The organism is Micromonospora palythoicola, assembly GCF_036689795.1.
Taxonomy (GTDB): Bacteria; Actinomycetota; Actinomycetes; order Mycobacteriales; family Micromonosporaceae; genus Micromonospora; species Micromonospora palythoicola.
Map to the genome: position 1 here is coordinate 1 of NZ_JBAGKI010000011.1, position 15,739 is coordinate 15,739.

Consider the following 15,739-nt stretch of genomic DNA (forward strand, 5'->3'; position numbering starts at 1 on the left):
GGGGGCGGCCGCCCCCGGCCCCCCCCCGCGGCCCCCGTCCCGCCCGCAGTGATCAAGAAGTTCTGGTCCGGACTCCTGACGAGTCCGGACCAGAACTTCTTGGTCGTCGGGCACGGGTGGCGGGGTCGGTGTCGTGCGGCAGGATCGGGGGCGTGAACGACGACCATGGGACGACGTTGCGAGCCGGCGGGCCGGCGGACGCGGCGGAGGTGCTGCGGCTGCTCGACGACGCGACGGCCTGGCTGGTGCGGCAGGGACGGACCGGGCAGTGGGGCACCGGACCCGCCTCGACGGATCCCCGCCGCATCGCCCAGGCCGAGGCGTGGGCCACCGGCGGCGGACTGTGGCTGGCCGAGTTGGACGGACGTCCGGTCGGTGCACTGGTGGTGGGGACCGCCACCGAGTACGTGCCGCCCGCGACCGAACCGGAGCTGTACGTCAACCTGCTGGTCACCGACCGGGCGTACGCCGGGCGGGGAATCGGTGGGCGGCTGCTGGCGCACGCCGCCGACCTGGCCCGGCAACGCGGGGTCGGGCTACTGCGGGTGGACTGCTACGCCGGCGACGACGGCGCGCTGGTGCGCTGGTACGAACGCCAGGGCTTCACCCCCACCACCCCCTTCACCGTCCCCCGCCCCCACCACCCACCCTGGCCCGGCCAGGTCCTCACCCGCCCCCTCTAGCCCGCCCACCTGCGTTGATCATGAGGTTAGCGGCAGCTTGAAGATCGACAACTGCCGCTAACCTCATGATCAACGGGGACGGTCGGTGGGGTGGGGTGGGGTTAGGGGCGGAGTTTGGGGAGGACCTGGTCGGCGAAGGTGTCCAGGAAGGGGCGTTGGTCCTGGCCGACGTGGTGCAGGGCGATCTGGTCGAAGCCCAAGTCGACGTACTCCTCCAGCCAGCCGACGTGCCGGCCCAGGTCGGCGGAGATGTTGACCACCTCGGCGAGCCGGGCCATCGGCACCTCGGCGGAGACCACGTCGAAGTGTTCGGGAGTGGCCAGGTCCCAGCAGACCGGCGGCGCGAAGACGTTGCTGCGCCACTGGTCGTAGGCGATCGCCTCGGCCTCGGCCTGCGCCGGCGCCCAGCTCAGGTGCACCTGGAGATGCACCGGTCCGCGACCGCCGGCGTCCCGGTAAGCGTCGATCATGCGGCGCAGGTGGTCGGTCGGCGCGTTGACCGTGATCAGGCCGTCCGCCCACTCGGCGCACCAGCGGGCGGTGGCGACGCTGACCGCGGCGCCGACAAGTGCCGGCGGCTGCTCCGGGCGGCTCCAGAGCTTCGCCCGGTCGACCCGGACCAGACCGTCGTGACTGACCTCCTCGCCGGCAAGCAGGGCACGGATGACGTCCACGCACTCGCGCAGCCGCGCGTTGCGTACGTCCTTGCGTGGCCACGCGTCGCCGGTGATGTGCTCGTTGGCGGCCTCACCGGAACCGAGGGCCGCCCAGAAGCGCCCCGGGTACATGGCGGCGAGCGTGCCGATCGCCTGCGCGATGATCGCCGGGTGGTAGCGCTGCCCGGGCGCGTTCACCACCCCGAACGACAGGCCGGTGGCCTGCAACGCCGACCCGAGCCAGGACCAGGCGAATCCGGAGTGGCCCTGGCGCTCGCTCCAGGGCGCGAAGTGGTCGGAGCACATGGCGGCGTCGAAGCCGACCTGCTCGGCGTGGACCACCGCCGCCAACAGTTCACGCGGGTGGATCTGCTCGTGGGAAGCGTGAAACGCGATCGCCGTCATGCCGCGCTTCACTACCCAGCCGAGCCCGCTCGTAAGCAGCGGCTACTCGGAGTGGGCGCCGGCACCGGCGGTGGCCGCCCCCTCCCCCACCCAGACCGTCTTGACGTTGCAGAACTCGTGCATGCCCTGGGCGGACAGTTCCCGGCCGTAGCCGGAGTTCTTCACCCCGCCGAAGGGCAGCTCCGGGTAGGACGTCGTCATCCCGTTGATGAACACGGCACCGGCCTCCAGGTCGGTGGCGAACCGCTGCTGCTCCTGCGGGTCGCGGGTCCAGGCGTTCGAGCCGAGCCCGAAGCTGGTGCCGTTGGCCAACTCGATCGCCTCGTCGTACGACGCGGCCCGGTACAACCCGGCCACCGGACCGAACACCTCCTCCGCCCACATCCGCATCCCCGGGTGCAGATCCGTCACCACCGTCGGCGGGTAGAACCAGCCCTCGCCGCTCGGTTTCTCCCCGCCGCAGAGCACGGTGGCTCCCTTGTCGACGGCGTCCCGGACCTGCGCGTCGACCTCGTCGCGACCCCGCTCGGAGGCCAGCGGACCGACGTCGGTGCCGTCGTCGGTCGGGTCACCCACCCGCAGCGCCGACATGCGGTGTGCGAACGCCTCGGCGAAGGCGTCGTAGACGTCGGTGTGCACGATGAAACGCTTGGCCGCGATGCAGGACTGGCCGTTGTTCTGGCAGCGGGCGGTGGTGGCGACCTGGGCGGCCAGTTCCACGTCGGCCGACGGCATCACCACGAACGGATCGCTGCCACCCAGCTCCAGCACCGTCTTCTTCAGCTCCCGGCCGGCGATCTGGGCGATCGACCGACCGGCGACCTCGCTGCCGGTGAGCGTGGCGGCACGGACCCGGGGATCGCTCAGGATCCGGTCCACCGCCTCGGAGCCGACCAGCAGCGTGGTGAACGCGCCCTCGGGGAAGCCGGCCCGCCGGAACAGGTCCTCCAGCAGCAGCGCGGTCTGCGGCACGTTGGAGGCGTGCTTGAGCAGGCCGGTGTTGCCCGCCATCAGGGCCGGCGCGGCGAAGCGCATGACCTGCCAGAGCGGGAAGTTCCACGGCATCACCGCCAGCACCGGCCCGATCGGCTGGTACCGGACGAATGCCCGGGTCGCCGAGACCGCTGCGGCGTCGGCCGGCTCGTCGGCGAGGAACTCGGCGGCGTGGTCGGCGTAGAAGCGGCAGGCGGTGGCGCACTTGGTCACCTCGGCCTTGGCCGCGGCGAGCGTCTTGCCCATCTCGGTGGTCATCAGCCGGGCGATGTCGTCCCGTTCCGCCTCCAGCATCCCGGCCGCCGTGGTCAGCCACCGCCCGCGCTGCTCGATCGTGGTGCCGCGCAGCTGCCGGTACGCCAGGTCGGTCCGTTCGATCGCGCCGTCGATCTGCTCGTCGGACATCGGCTCGTACGTCTTGAGCACCTGGCCGTTGACCGGATTGGTGGTGGCGATGGTCATCAGGACTTCTCCTGTCACTCGAACAGCGAGTGCCGCGCGCCGGGCTCCTCCCGGCGGCGGGCGGCGCGACGACGTTGGATGACGACCAGGTCGACGACGGCAACCACCGCGAGAACGGCGCAGACGACACCCAACCAGGCCACGTCGGCACGGAACGCCAACACCGCGAAAACGGTCATGGTGACGAGCCCGAAGCTGGCCAGCGCCAGCCGCAGGTTCAGCGCGCTGTACGCGTGACCGACCGTGCCTCGGGCACGCCGGGGCTGTGATCTCGTCATCACCTCCACCTACCCCGCGCCGCCAGAGCTAACCGTCGAGCGCGCACCCGCTTTCCGGCCGTGCGTTGCGTTACACCAAGCCGGCGTGACCCGACCATTCCGGGCATCGGCGGGGACCATGGACCCATGACCGTGAGCCATGCCGAGCCGGTGACCGTCGCCGTCGCCCGCCGCGCCGACCCCGCCCGGACCGAGGAGATGGTGGCGTGGATGCGGGCCGGTACGGCGCTGGCCGAGGCGTTCCCGGGGTTCCTGGGCGCGGGTTGGGTGCGCAGCGCCCCCGGCTCCGGCGACTGGCACATGCTCTACCGGTTCGCCGACCCGGACACGCTGCGCCGCTGGGAGGAGTCGCCGCAGCGCCACTGGTGGCTGACGTCGGCCCAGGGCATCGTCGAGCACACCCACGTCGAGCGGCGGACCGGCATCGAGGGCTGGTTCGATCCGCCGCGCACGGCGGCCGTGGAGCCGCTGGACGCGGAACCGACCGTGGCGCAGTCGCCGCCGCGCTGGAAGCAGGCGGTGACGATCTGGTTGGCGTTCTTCCCGCTCAGTCTCACCGCCACGCTGCTGACCGGCCAGTTCCTGCCGGGGCTGCCGACGGCGGCTCGGGTCCTGGTGATGACGCTGACCCTGACCCCGCTGATGACCTACCTGGTCCTACCCCGGATCACCCGGGCACTGCACTGGTGGCTGCACGGCCGGGAAGCGCCCTGGCGCGGGCAGCGGACGCCCCGCGCATAGCACGGCCGTCGGGGACAGGACAGGACACTGGCGCATCCCCGACAGCGCGTGACCAACCGACCTCACCCGCGTAGAGTCACCGTGCCGTCGCTCTGCGCTGTGAGGCTAGGGAAGTCATGCCTGGACGCTGGACCACCGCCGCCGTCTGCCTGCTCGCACTCGTCGCGTTGGCCTGCGAGGCGGGTGGGGACGCGGCGCCGCGCCCCTCGGGCACGGTCCGGCCCGGTTCCCCCCGCGTCGTGGCCGCCCTCGGCGACTCGATCACCACCGGCTTCGGGTCCTGCCTGGTCCTCACCTCGTGTCAGCGCAACTCCTGGTCGACGGGGGACGGACTGCGGGTGGACAGCCACTACCGGCGGCTGCTCGACCGGAACCCCGGGTTGCGCGGGAAGGCGCACAACCATGCCCGGGCGGGGGCCCGGGCGTCCGCGCTGGCCGGTCAGGCGGAGGCGGCGGTACGCGACCGCGCCGACTACGTCACGGTGCTGGTCGGGGCCAACGACGCCTGCCGCGCCACGATCGACGCGATGACCCCGGTGGCCGACTTCCGGGCCGAGATCAACCGAGGGTTGCGGGTGCTGCGCGAGGGGCGACCGAAGGCCCGGGTCCTGGTCGTCAGCATCCCGAACCTGTACCGGCTCTGGGAGGTCGGCCACGACGAGCCCCGGGCGGTCCGCGCCTGGCGACGGGGCGTGTGCCCGGCGCTGCTGGCCGACGCGACCTCGACCGCGCCGGCCGACCGGAGCCGCCGCGCGGCGTTCCGCGAGCGGATCACCGCGTACAACGCTCAGCTGAAGGCGGCGTGCCGGGCCTACGGCTCGCGGTGCCGCTACGACGGCGGCGCCGCGCACCGGGTCCGCTTCGACCTGGACCTGGTCAACCGGCTCGACTACTTCCACCCCAACACGGCCGGTCAGTCCCGCCTCGCCGACGTGACCTGGCGCTCCGCCGGCTACGCCGACTGATCGCCCGTCTGGTCGGGACGACGGGGCAACGGAATCCGGGGGCCGCCGGGCTGCCGGTAGAGCGCCCGGGAACGCTCGGCCAGCTTCTTGGTGGCCGAGGAGTTCGCCCAGGTGCCGAGGATGATCGCCGCTCCGGGAACCACCTTGGCGAAGAGCCGCTTCGCCGCGCGTACCCCGGCCATCTGGGCGAGCCGGACGCCGAGGTGCAGCATCACCCGGCCGAGCGGCGCCTGGCCGCCACCACCGAACAGCGCGCCCGCGCGCTCGCGTCCGGCCGCCACTCCCAGCGCCACCCGGGCGCTCGCGGCGACCTTGTGCACCTTCTGCAACACCAGCAGGTCGGTGGCGCGGTCGGGATTCGTCGGGTCCGCACCGTACGCGGCGGCGACGTGCAGGACCATCCGGGACTGGGTCCAGGCCAGCACGCCGACGTCGATCACCGCGCCGGGCAGTCCGGCCGCACCGGAGACGGCACCGGAGAGCCGGGCCTGGTTGACGAACCGACGTACCGCCTGGTCCGCCAGGGCCTCGGCGCTGATCCCGGGCTGCGCGGCCCGGACCCGCTGCACCCACTGCGCGGCCTCCGGGCCGAGCCGGCGTACCGCTTCGAGCGCGAGGTGCTCGGGAGCGTACTGCGGATCCTGGCGCATCCGGTCCCACAGCGTGGCCGGTGGCGCCTCGACGACCCGGCCGCCCGGCGGAGGCGGGGCGGGGGTGACGGGTTGGCCATCGGCGGGTACGGGGTCGCTCATCACCTCTCCTTTCGGTGGCGCCCATCCATGTGTACCCCGCGGGGGCAACGGCGTACCGTCGGCCGATCACCCGGCGACGCCGGGCCGGGCGGACCGGCGCGGCAGGAATGCACGAGGATGGCAGGTACGTTCTGGCGATCGGGGTGCCGGCGATCCGGTGGCCCGTTACGCACTTGCAGGGAGGCCGCACCGGTGCTCGACCCACACGAGCTCTACGAACTCACCGACGATCTGCCCGACCTCGGTCAGCCGGTCCTGATCCAGGCGCTCACCGGTTTCGTCGATGCCGGTAACGCCAGCCGGCTCGCCCGCGAGCAACTGCTCACATCGCTGGAGTCCCGCCCGATCGCCCGGTTCGACCTGGACCAGCTCTTCGACTACCGCTCCCGCCGACCGGTGATGACCTTCGTCGAGGACCACTGGGAGAGCTACGACGACCCGCAGTTGGAGCTGCACCTGCTCCACGACGACGACGAGACTCCCTTTCTGCTGCTCACCGGGCCGGAGCCCGATCTTCAGTGGGAGCGGTTCACCGCCGCCGTCGCCGGGCTTACCGCCCGGCTGGACGTCCGGCTCACCGTCGGGCTCAACGCGATCCCGATGGCGGTGCCGCACACCCGACCGACCGGCGTGACCGCGCACGCCACCCGGCGTGACCTGATCGCCGGCTACGAACCGTGGCTGCAACGGGTGCAGGTGCCCGGCAGCGTCGGCCACCTGCTGGAGTTCCGCCTCGGCGAGGCGGGCCGCGACGCGCTGGGCTTCGCCGCGCACGTACCGCACTACGTGGCACAGGCCGAGTACCCGGCCGCCGCCGAGGTGCTGCTGGCGTCGGTGTCCCGCAGCACCGGGCTGCTGCTGCCCCGGGACGGGCTGCGCTCGGCCGCCGAGGTGGTGCGGGTGGAGATCGACCGGCAGGTCGCGCAGAGCGACGAGGCCACCACCCTGGTCCAGGCCCTCGAGGAGCAGTACGACGCGTACGCCCGGGGGCGGGGCGAGAAGAACCTGCTCGCCACGGAGAACGGTCCGCTGCCCACGGCCGAGGAACTCGGCGCCGAGTTGGAGCGGTTCCTCGCCGAACAGACCCGCCCGAACAACGACACCCCCTGAAGGGCATCGTCTCGACGGCTCGCGGGCCGGAAGGGGCGCCGCTGACCCAGCACCGGCGCCTCGGCCGGTGCGGCGGCAGCGCGCCGGCCGCGCGGGTCGGGGCCGGATGGGGCAGGCTGGCACCATGCGCCTGGCGACGTGGAACGTGAACTCGGTGAAGGCCCGGCTGCCCCGGCTGCTCGACTGGCTGGCCGGCACCCGGCCGGACGTGGTCTGCCTCCAGGAGACCAAGTGCCCGGACGGTGCCTTCCCGGTGACCGAGGTGGGTGCGCTGGGATACACGGTGGCCAGCCACAGCGACGGCCGGTGGAACGGGGTCGCCATCCTGTCCCGGGTCGGCCTCGCCGACGTCACCGTCGGGTTTCCCGGCGAGCCCGGCTTCCCCGAGCCGGAGGCCCGCGCGATCTCGGCCACCTGCGGCGGGCTGCGGGTCTGGTCGGTGTACGTGCCGAACGGCCGCACGCCAGACGACCCGCACTACGCGTACAAGCTGGCCTGGTTGGCGGCGCTGCGGGACGCGCTGGACACCGAGCTGACCAACGCGGCACCGCTGGCCGTCTGCGGTGACTTCAACGTGGCACCCACCGACGACGACGTGTGGGATCCGGCGCTGTTCGTCAGCTCCACCCACGTCACGCCGCCCGAGCGGGCCGCCCTGGCGGCGCTGCGCGACCTCGGCCTCACCGACGTGGTGCCCACCCCGATGAAGGGCCCGCACCCGTTCACCTACTGGGACTACCGGGCCGGCATGTTCCACCAGAACAAGGGCATGCGCATCGACCTGGTGTACGCCTCGGCCCCGCTGGCTCGCGCCGTCCGGTCGGCGTACGTGGACCGGGAGGCCCGCAAGGGCAAGGGCCCCTCCGACCACGCCCCCATCGTCGTCGACGCCGACCTCACCCCCACCGTCGAGTCCTTCTGACCGCCCCCATCCCACACCGCGTTGCGCGGTGCCGCGCCGTTGCGCGCCGTTGCGCGCCGTTGCGCGCCGTTGCGCAACTTCGCTGATACTGCTGGGTGAGCGCCTTCCGAGGCAGCAGTATCAGCGAAGTTGCAGGGATCATGAACATGGGCCGGTCCGGCGGGCGGGGTCGGATGCGTGGTTAGGGTGGGACCATGGCAGTTGTGAAGATCAACGCGATCGATGTTCCGCCCGGTGGTGGCGAGGAGTTGGAGAAGCGGTTCGCCGCCCGGGCCCGCGCGGTGGAGAACTCCCCCGGTTTCCTCGGCTTCGAACTGCTGCGTCCGGTGGCCGGCGAGAACCGCTACTTCGTCTACACCCGCTGGGAGACCGAGCAGGCGTACCAGGACTGGGCCGCCGGCCCGGCCCGAGCCGCCCACGCCACCCCGCCGGGCGCGGAGAAGCGGCCACCCGTCGCCTCGGGTGCCACTCTCCTGGAATTCGAAGTCGTCCAGCAGGTCCCCTGACCGAGCGCCGTTCACCGCTTCGAACATCACCGCCACGATCTCGACGGTGAAGTCCAGGAGTGCCGACATGCCAACCAGACCATCGCACTATCTGCGCGTGTCGGATCGGAGCAGTAGCGGCGGACAGGTCAGGACGGGCGGGTGGTGGTCAGGGTGGCGAAGGCGATGACGTTGTCGGCGTAGCCGGTGCCGCCGCCGAGCCACTCGCCGCCGCAGGTGATCAGCCGCAGGCCGGGCGGGCCCTCGTGGCCGTAGACCCGGTCGGCGGGCAGTCGATCCTTCGGGAAGTGTTCGACCGAGTTGACGGTGAACACGGCCACCGAGTCGTCCTCCCGGGCCACCTCGACGGTGTCCCCCACCTTCAGCTTGCCCAGGTGGTAGAAGACCGACGGGCCGCTCTTGGTGTCGACGTGCCCGACGATGACCGCCGGGCCCGGTTCGCCCGGCACCGGCCCCCGGTCGTACCACCCGGTTTCCTCGTGGCGGCTCAGCGGCGGCACGGCGATCGAGCCGTCCGGTGCGTCACCGACCGGTTTCACCGGCGCCGCGACGTCGATCGACGGGATGGACAGGCTCACCGGCCGCGCGGCGGTACGCCCGGCGGACACCGTCGATGATCCGCCGGAGCCCCCTTCGCCGCCGGTGGCCGTCCAGTCGAGCGGTCCCCCGACGGTGTGCCCGAGCCCGGCGCCGGTGGCGAACACGCCGGCCAGCACGAGCACCACCGCCAGCGGCAGCGACCATGGGCTGCGCCCGGAGCGCGACGTGCGGCCGGTCCCCCTGGAACTCCTCGGCGCCCGGCGACGGTCGGAGAACGGCGCCGCGGCCCGGGTGCGACGGGAACCCATGTCCGGCACCGCCGCCCACCCGTGCGGGCGCGGCGGGGCACCGGAGCCGGCCGCACGGCCGCCGCGACCCGACGCGGCACCAGCGCCTGCCGCGCCGTCGCCGGGACGCGGCGTGGGACCGGCACCGGCCGGACGGTCGCCGGGACGCGGGGGCGAGCTGTCCGGCGGTATGAACAGGTCGGTTCGATAGGTGGGACGGGGCGGGCCACCGGCCGGGCGGGCCGACCGACCGGAACCCGTTCGCGGCCCGGCCCGGCCGGAGACCGGGCCGGGCGCACCGGCCGAACCGGAGGGGCGGGGTGCGCGGGCGGCGGTCATGACGGGCTCACCGTCGGCTGCCGCGACGGCGGGTCGCGGTGACCCAGAGGACCATGCCGGTGACGGTGAGCGCCAGACCGCCGGGGAGCAGCAGATTGCCGGTGATGTCGCCGGCGCTGCCGCCGAAGCCGGTCGCCGGCCCTCGGCTGGGCTTCATCTGGCGTACGACCTGGATCATGGTGGAGGCGGTCTCGCCGCCCCGGCACTCCAGCTTGACCCGGTAGTTGCCGGGGAGCACCCGCTCCTTGACCATCGCCGTGCCGGTCAGCAGCCCGCGCTGCGGCTGCACGGCGACCCGACCGAACGCGTCCGAGACGACGGTGGCCCCCACCGAGTTGTCATGGCAGCTGGCGCGGAGCCCGACCAGGTGGCCCGGCTCCACCATGCTCGGCGAGACCTCCACGAACACGGTCGGGCCGGGCTGCGGCGCGCCCTCGGGCACGCCGGGTCGTCCGGCGACGACCGGCACGACGGCGGCCCGGGCCGGTGCGGCCAGGTACCCGGATCCGGTGCCGCTCGGCACGGACCCCGACAGAGGTTCCACCGCCGGCGCGGACCGGGTCGGTGCGGCCACCCCGGCGGGCGCCGACGGGGGCGCCGCCACAGCCGGCACGGGCGTCAGCAGCGGGGTGGCCAGCGTGATCGCGAGCAGTGGCGCGACGGCCGCGACGGTGCGCCACGGAGCGGTGGACGGTGCCGGACGAGTGTGGATCGCTGCTGACACGCTGCCCCCTCCCGGTGCGCCGGGGCGGTCGCCGGGCACCGCCGGACACCCGGTCCTGCCTTCTTCCGATGATGGTCTCACCACCGGGCGTACCTCACATCCGGTCCGGCGCGTGTTCGCGTACGCTCGGTGTGTTGTGACCTTCACCGACCCCACTCCCGCCGTCGCCGTGCCGCATCCGGTACGGGCGATCCGCACCTACCACCCGCGTCGCGGCCGGATGAGCGGCCGGCAGGTGGCGGCGTTGGAACAGCACTGGCCGCGGTACGGGCTGCGCGTCGCCGACGCCGACCCGTTCGACCCCGTCGGCCTGTTCGGCCGCCGGGCCCCGCTGGTGGTCGAGATCGGATCCGGCATGGGCGACACGACCGCGGAGATGGCCGCCGCCGACCCGGATCGAGATTATCTGGCGGTCGAGGTGCACACTCCCGGAATCGCCAACCTGCTGGACCTGATCCACCTTCGTGACCTGGGCAATGTCCGGATCGTCGACGGCGACGCGATGGAGTTGCTCGATCTGCTGCCGCCCGCCTCGCTGGACGCGGTACACGTCTTCTTTCCGGACCCGTGGCCGAAGTCCCGGCACCACAAGCGGCGACTGATCCAGCCCACTCACGTGGCGCGGCTGCGGTCCCGGTTGGCGGTCGGCGGCACGCTGCACTGCGCCACCGACTGGGCGGAGTACGCGGAGTCGATGCGGGCGACCCTGGACGCCGACCCGGGCCTGGTCAACGCCTACGACGGGTACGCACCCCGGCCCGCGTACCGGCCGGTGACCCGGTTCGAGCGACGGGCGCTGCGCGCCGGCCGCCCGATCGCCGACCTGATCTACCGCCGCCGCTGAGCCGACCCCACCGCCCGGGCCGGCCGTCGGAGCCCGGTTGGCGTCCCGGCACGTGATCCAGGCACCATGGACCGGCCATGACACTCACCGCCGCGCTGCCCAAGACCGCCGACCCCGACACCCTCTACGACGCGTTCGCCAGTTGGGCGTCCGAGCGCGGCCTGGACCTCTATCCCCACCAGGAGGAGGCGGTCATCGAAATCGTCTCCGGGGCCAACGTGATCATGAATACGCCGACCGGCTCGGGCAAGAGCCTGGTCGCCATCGCCGCGCACTTCGCCGCGCTGGCCGACGACCGGACGACCTTCTACACCGCGCCGATCAAGGCGCTGGTGTCGGAGAAGTTCTTCGCGCTGTGTGAGGTCTTCGGCGCCGAGAACGTCGGCATGCTCACCGGCGACGCCAGCGTCAACGCCGACGCCCCGATCATCTGCTGTACCGCGGAGATCCTGGCCAACCTGGCGCTACGCGAGGGCAGCCGGGCCGACGTCGGTCAGGTGGTCATGGACGAGTTCCACTTCTACGCCGAGCCGGATCGGGGCTGGGCCTGGCAGGTGCCGCTGATCGAGCTGCCGCAGGCCCAGTTCGTGCTGATGTCGGCGACGCTCGGCGACACCACCCGGTTCGTCGACGACCTGACCCGGCGTACCGGCCGGGCGACCGCCGTGGTGCGCTCGGCCGAGCGGCCGGTCCCGCTGCTCTTCTCGTACGCGATGACGCCGCTGCACGAGACCCTGGAAGAGCTGCTGGAGACCAAGCAGGCCCCGGTGTACGTGGTGCACTTCACCCAGGCCGCCGCCCTGGAACGCGCCCAGGCGCTGATGAGCGTCAACGTCTGCACCCGGGCCGAGAAGGACATGATCGCCGCCGCGATCGGCGGGTTCCGGTTCACCTCCGGCTTCGGCAAGACCCTGTCCCGGCTGGTCCGGCACGGCATCGGCGTGCACCACGCGGGGATGCTGCCGAAGTACCGCCGGCTGGTGGAGACCCTCGCCCAGGCCGGGCTGCTCAAGGTCATCTGCGGTACGGACACCCTCGGCGTCGGGATCAACGTGCCGATCCGCACGGTGCTGTTCACCGGCCTGTCCAAGTACGACGGGGTCCGCACCCGGCTGCTCAAGGCCCGCGAGTTCCACCAGATCGCCGGTCGGGCCGGACGAGCCGGCTTCGACACCATCGGGCGGGTCGTGGTGCAGGCGCCCGAACACGTCATCGAGAACGAGAAGGCGCTCGCCAAGGCCGGCGACGACCCGAAGAAGCGACGCAAGGTGGTGCGCAAGAAGCCGCCGGAGGGCTCCATCGGCTGGGGCAAGCCGACCTTCGACCGTCTGGTGGAGGCCGAACCGGAACCGCTCACCTCCAGCTTCCAGGTCAGCCACTCCATGCTGCTCAACGTCATCGGCCGCCCCGGCGACGCGTTCGCGGCCATGCGGCACCTGCTCACCGACAACCACGAGGACGCGGCTGCCCAGCGCCGGCACATCCGCCGGGCCATCGCCATCTACCGGGCGTTGCGGGCCGGCGGTGTGGTCGAGGAGCTGCCCGAGCCGGACGAGACCGGGCGGCGGGTCCGGCTCACCGTCGACCTGCAACTCGACTTCGCCCTCAACCAGCCGTTGTCGCCCCTCGCGCTGGCCACCATCGAGCTGCTCGACGGCGACTCGCCGTCGTACGCCCTGGATGTGCTGTCGGTGATCGAGTCGATCCTCGACGACCCGCGCCAGGTGCTCTCCGCGCAGCAGTTCAAGGCCCGTGGCGAGGCGGTCGCCGCGATGAAGGCCGACGGCATCGAGTACGAGGCCCGGCTCGAACTGCTCGACGAGGTGACCTGGCCCAAGCCCCTCGCGGAGCTGCTGGACAACGCCTACGAGATGTACCGGCGGGGGCACCCGTGGGTGGCCGACCACCAGCTCTCCCCCAAGTCGGTGGTGCGGGACATGTACGAGCGGGCGATGACCTTCACCGAGTACGTGCAGTTCTACGGGCTGTCCCGCTCCGAGGGCCTGGTGCTGCGCTACCTCGCCGACGCGTACAAGACGCTGCGGCAGACGGTGCCCGAGGAGGCCAAGACCGAGGAACTGGTCGACCTGATCGAGTGGCTGGGTGAGCTGGTCCGCCAGGTCGACTCCAGCCTCATCGACGAGTGGGAGCGGCTGCGCAACCCGACCGACCTGCCCGAGGTGGCCGCCGCCCTGGACGACCGGCCGGCGGCGGTCACCCGCAACCCGCGGGCGTTCCGGGTGCTGGTGCGCAACGCCCTGTTCCGGCGGGTGGAGCTGGCCGCGCTGCGGCAGTGGGACGCGCTGGGCGAGTTGGACGCCGAATCCGGTTGGCCCGCCGACGCCTGGGCCGACGCGCTGGCGCCCTACTTCGAGTCGTACGACGGGATCGAGACCGGTCCGGACGCCCGGGGCCCGGCGCTGCTCATGATCGAACAGGGTCGGGAGCGGTGGACGGTGCGGCAGATCCTGGACGATCCGGAGGGCGACCACGACTGGGGCATCAGCGCCGAGGTCGACCTCGCCGCCTCCGACGAGGCGGGTGCCGCCGTCGTCCGGATCACCGACGTCGGCCAGCTCTGAAATTTTCTTCGAAGGGGCCGTCCGGGATGCCCGGGCGGCCCCTTTCGTACCCTGGGCGATGTCAGGGTCGTCGATTAGAATGTATGTACTAATCGAGTTCCTGACCTGGGAGGATGCTCGTGACCGCGCCCATCTCCGCCCCCCTCACGCCGTACGCCACCCTCCTCGGTTTCACCCGGTACGTCGACCGCACCGGCCCGACCAAGGCCAGCTTCGTCGGTGGCCTACGTCGACAGCGGGCGAGCCGTTCCGGATTCAACCCGCACGGCCAGTTCGTGAAGGCGCTCAAGGCCGACATCGCCTTCCACACCGGCGGCACCCACCTGGCGCAGGTGGTCGACGTGGTCAAGCCCCGCTGGCGCCCGCTCTACCAGGCGCTGGTGCCCGGCGCGACGGCCTGGCTGCACTCCCTCGGCGAGCCCGCCGGGGTCGACCTGACCCAGACCCGCGACGCGCTCGCCATGCTCGGCGACCTACCCATCAAGATCAACCCGCACTTCGGCATCCGGTATGCCGACGGCCGCGCCGAGGCCGTGCGCCTGCACTTCGACGAGAACCCGCCCAGCGAGGAGGCGACGCTGGCGGCACTGCACCTGACCGCCCGGCACATGGACGCCGTGCTCCCGCACGCCGAGCCGGTCCTGGTCGACGTGCGCCGGGGCAGCACCCACCGCATGCCCGACAACGCCAGGCCCGACGAGATCGAACGCTGGCTCGCCGGCGAAGCCGCCGCCTTCCGCGCCATCTGGTCCGCCGCCGCTTAGCGACCACCGGCCGTGGCCGGATGTCCAGGGGGCGAGGTGGGATTGTTCCATTCAGACCTCTCGACCTTCCGACCCGGCCGCTCCGGGCCCTGCCACCCGGCCAGCACCTGGGCCCAGCCACCCCGCTCGGGCCCAGGTGCAGCCCTCCACCATCGATCCGCCCATCGTGCCGCGCGGTCACGTCGCCCCGGCCCGCCCGCCGCGTTCCGGAGTTATCCACAGGGGCAGCGACGCCCATGCCCGCTCGTCCAAGGTGGGGCCATGCCCGTGCCACCGAGGCGGCCCCCACAGTTGCGGGGGCGCATCTTCCGAGGATCCGAGATGGTCGCCCGCGGGTTACTCACCCGCACCGAGCTGCGCAGCAAAGCCTGGCGGCAACTCTTTCGGGATGTCTACGCCGACTCCCACCTGGCGATGTCGCACCGCACCCGTTGCCGGGCGGCGGCACGACTGCTGCTTCCCGACGGTGCCGCGGTGGCAGGCCGTAGCGCCGCGGCACTGTTCGGCGCCCGAGGCGTCGACACTGACGAGCCGGTCGATGTGCTCGTCCCGACAGGTCAACGGTTCGGTCCGGTCTCAGGTCTCGTGGTGCACACCGCCAATCTGGGCAGCGACGAGATCATGCTGCATGACAACGTCCCGGTGACCAACCCTCAGCGCACCTGCTGGGATCTTGCGCAGTGGTGCCCGATCGAGGAGGCGGTGGCGACCGTGGACCAGCTCGCCGCCCGAGGCGTGGTGCTCCTCGACGAGGTCGCGGCATTCGCCCGCCGCCGGGTCGGCCTTCGTGGCTGGCGGCGGCTGCTACGTGTGGTCGAGCTCGCCGACGCCGGGGCGGAGTCCATCCCCGAGTCCCGGCTGCGGGTACGCATCATGTTGGCCGGGCTGCCCAGGCCGGTGACCCAGTTCGTGGTAACACGCCGGGGCAGGTTCGTCGCCCGGGTCGACCTGGCCTGGCCGGAGTTGCGGGTGGCCGTCGAGTACGACGGGCTCTGGCATGACGACCCTGAACAGTTCCACCGTGACCGGCGACGCCTCAACCGGATCCTCGGCGAGGACTGGATCGTCCTGCACGTCACCGCGAAGCGCATGCGCGACGACTTCGATGGCTTCCTCGCCGAGCTTCGCCACGCCCTGGCCCACCGCGCACATTGATCCTGCGCCCTCAAGATCCGAGCAACTTCGG

The 15,739-nt window shown here is 72.3% G+C and carries 16 protein-coding genes; 10 read left to right on the forward strand and 6 right to left on the reverse strand.

Annotated features, from left to right (window positions below; translation table 11 throughout):
• The first annotated feature begins 152 nt into the window (after window positions 1-152).
• Entirely contained in the window at window positions 153-683 is a 531-nt protein-coding gene (locus V5O40_RS07140; protein ID WP_332904733.1) for a GNAT family N-acetyltransferase, read from the forward strand.
• A gap of 101 nt (window positions 684-784) precedes the next feature.
• Here the strand turns inward: V5O40_RS07140 and V5O40_RS07145 are convergent, their stop codons facing one another.
• From V5O40_RS07145 to V5O40_RS07155, 3 genes are read right to left on the reverse strand one after another with little or no spacing between them, the layout of a single operon-like run.
• A complete protein-coding gene (locus V5O40_RS07145) occupies window positions 785-1,744 on the reverse strand; it encodes a TIGR03885 family FMN-dependent LLM class oxidoreductase (protein ID WP_332904734.1) in 960 nt (319 codons plus the stop codon).
• 42 nt (window positions 1,745-1,786) lie between these two features.
• Window positions 1,787-3,199 (reverse strand): NADP-dependent succinic semialdehyde dehydrogenase, encoded by a 1,413-nt coding sequence (locus V5O40_RS07150; protein ID WP_332904735.1) that lies wholly within the window; start codon window positions 3,197-3,199, stop codon window positions 1,787-1,789.
• A gap of 14 nt (window positions 3,200-3,213) precedes the next feature.
• Window positions 3,214-3,477: a DUF6343 family protein gene (locus V5O40_RS07155; protein ID WP_269738912.1), complete on the reverse strand. Its 264-nt coding sequence runs from the start codon at window positions 3,475-3,477 to the stop codon at window positions 3,214-3,216.
• 126 nt (window positions 3,478-3,603) lie between these two features.
• Here V5O40_RS07155 and V5O40_RS07160 point away from each other — a divergent pair, with 126 nt between their 5' ends.
• Both V5O40_RS07160 and V5O40_RS07165 read left to right on the forward strand, forming a co-directional pair.
• Window positions 3,604-4,218, forward strand: coding sequence for an antibiotic biosynthesis monooxygenase (locus tag V5O40_RS07160; protein ID WP_332904736.1), 615 nt, complete (start codon window positions 3,604-3,606; stop codon window positions 4,216-4,218).
• Window positions 4,219-4,334: 116 nt separating this feature from the next.
• Entirely contained in the window at window positions 4,335-5,183 is an 849-nt protein-coding gene (locus tag V5O40_RS07165; protein ID WP_332904737.1) for a GDSL-type esterase/lipase family protein, read from the forward strand.
• Here the strand turns inward: V5O40_RS07165 and V5O40_RS07170 are convergent.
• Complete coding sequence (locus V5O40_RS07170) at window positions 5,171-5,935, reverse strand: EcsC family protein (protein WP_332904738.1); 765 nt, start codon at window positions 5,933-5,935, stop codon at window positions 5,171-5,173. The genes V5O40_RS07165 and V5O40_RS07170 overlap by 13 nt on opposite strands.
• Before the next feature lie 192 nt (window positions 5,936-6,127).
• Here V5O40_RS07170 and V5O40_RS07175 point away from each other — a divergent pair, with 192 nt between their 5' ends.
• From V5O40_RS07175 to V5O40_RS07185, 3 genes are all read left to right on the forward strand, one after another.
• Window positions 6,128-7,045: a proteasome assembly chaperone family protein gene (locus V5O40_RS07175; protein ID WP_332904739.1), complete on the forward strand. Its 918-nt coding sequence runs from the start codon at window positions 6,128-6,130 to the stop codon at window positions 7,043-7,045.
• Window positions 7,046-7,169: 124 nt separating this feature from the next.
• Window positions 7,170-7,967 carry an exodeoxyribonuclease III gene (locus V5O40_RS07180; protein WP_332904740.1) on the forward strand — a complete coding sequence of 266 codons (798 nt, stop codon included), beginning with the start codon at window positions 7,170-7,172 and terminating at the stop codon, window positions 7,965-7,967.
• A 194-nt stretch (window positions 7,968-8,161) separates the two neighbouring features.
• On the forward strand, window positions 8,162-8,473 hold the full coding sequence (locus tag V5O40_RS07185) for an antibiotic biosynthesis monooxygenase family protein (protein WP_332904741.1): 312 nt from the start codon (window positions 8,162-8,164) through the stop codon (window positions 8,471-8,473).
• A 128-nt stretch (window positions 8,474-8,601) separates the two neighbouring features.
• Here V5O40_RS07185 and V5O40_RS07190 read toward each other — a convergent pair whose 3' ends face one another.
• Together V5O40_RS07190 and V5O40_RS07195 are read right to left on the reverse strand one after the other, a co-directional pair.
• A complete protein-coding gene (locus tag V5O40_RS07190) occupies window positions 8,602-9,321 on the reverse strand; it encodes a class F sortase (RefSeq protein ID WP_332904742.1) in 720 nt (239 codons plus the stop codon).
• Between the two features lie 325 nt (window positions 9,322-9,646).
• Window positions 9,647-10,291, reverse strand: coding sequence for a hypothetical protein (locus V5O40_RS07195; protein WP_332904813.1), 645 nt, complete (start codon window positions 10,289-10,291; stop codon window positions 9,647-9,649).
• 208 nt (window positions 10,292-10,499) lie between these two features.
• On the opposite strand from V5O40_RS07195, the gene trmB reads away from it, so the two are divergent.
• The 4 genes from trmB (at window position 10,500) to V5O40_RS07215 (ending at window position 15,708) form a co-directional block, all read left to right on the forward strand.
• On the forward strand, window positions 10,500-11,207 hold the full coding sequence (gene trmB, locus V5O40_RS07200; RefSeq protein ID WP_408631837.1) for a tRNA (guanosine(46)-N7)-methyltransferase TrmB: 708 nt from the start codon (window positions 10,500-10,502) through the stop codon (window positions 11,205-11,207).
• Window positions 11,208-11,284: 77 nt separating this feature from the next.
• The gene (locus V5O40_RS07205; RefSeq protein ID WP_332904743.1) at window positions 11,285-13,789 is read left to right on the forward strand and encodes a DEAD/DEAH box helicase; all 2,505 of its coding nucleotides are present in this window, start codon (window positions 11,285-11,287) and stop codon (window positions 13,787-13,789) included.
• A 119-nt stretch (window positions 13,790-13,908) separates the two neighbouring features.
• Window positions 13,909-14,553 (forward strand): hypothetical protein, encoded by a 645-nt coding sequence (locus V5O40_RS07210; RefSeq protein WP_332904744.1) that lies wholly within the window; start codon window positions 13,909-13,911, stop codon window positions 14,551-14,553.
• A 321-nt stretch (window positions 14,554-14,874) separates the two neighbouring features.
• Window positions 14,875-15,708 carry an endonuclease domain-containing protein gene (locus V5O40_RS07215; protein ID WP_332904745.1) on the forward strand — a complete coding sequence of 278 codons (834 nt, stop codon included), beginning with the start codon at window positions 14,875-14,877 and terminating at the stop codon, window positions 15,706-15,708.
• Window positions 15,709-15,739 lie beyond the last annotated feature (31 nt).

Coding starts and splice junctions, on each gene's coding strand:
- V5O40_RS07145 (WP_332904734.1), bottom strand. CDS start 1,744: ATGACGGCGATCGCGTTTCACGCTTCCCACGAGCAGATCCACCCGCGT.
- V5O40_RS07150 (WP_332904735.1), bottom strand. CDS start 3,199: ATGACCATCGCCACCACCAATCCGGTCAACGGCCAGGTGCTCAAGACG.
- V5O40_RS07155 (WP_269738912.1), bottom strand. CDS start 3,477: ATGACGAGATCACAGCCCCGGCGTGCCCGAGGCACGGTCGGTCACGCG.
- V5O40_RS07160 (WP_332904736.1), top strand. CDS start 3,604: ATGACCGTGAGCCATGCCGAGCCGGTGACCGTCGCCGTCGCCCGCCGC.
- V5O40_RS07165 (WP_332904737.1), top strand. CDS start 4,335: ATGCCTGGACGCTGGACCACCGCCGCCGTCTGCCTGCTCGCACTCGTC.
- V5O40_RS07170 (WP_332904738.1), bottom strand. CDS start 5,935: ATGAGCGACCCCGTACCCGCCGATGGCCAACCCGTCACCCCCGCCCCG.
- V5O40_RS07180 (WP_332904740.1), top strand. CDS start 7,170: ATGCGCCTGGCGACGTGGAACGTGAACTCGGTGAAGGCCCGGCTGCCC.
- V5O40_RS07185 (WP_332904741.1), top strand. CDS start 8,162: ATGGCAGTTGTGAAGATCAACGCGATCGATGTTCCGCCCGGTGGTGGC.
- V5O40_RS07190 (WP_332904742.1), bottom strand. CDS start 9,321: ATGGGTTCCCGTCGCACCCGGGCCGCGGCGCCGTTCTCCGACCGTCGC.
- V5O40_RS07205 (WP_332904743.1), top strand. CDS start 11,285: ATGACACTCACCGCCGCGCTGCCCAAGACCGCCGACCCCGACACCCTC.
- V5O40_RS07215 (WP_332904745.1), top strand. CDS start 14,875: ATGGTCGCCCGCGGGTTACTCACCCGCACCGAGCTGCGCAGCAAAGCC.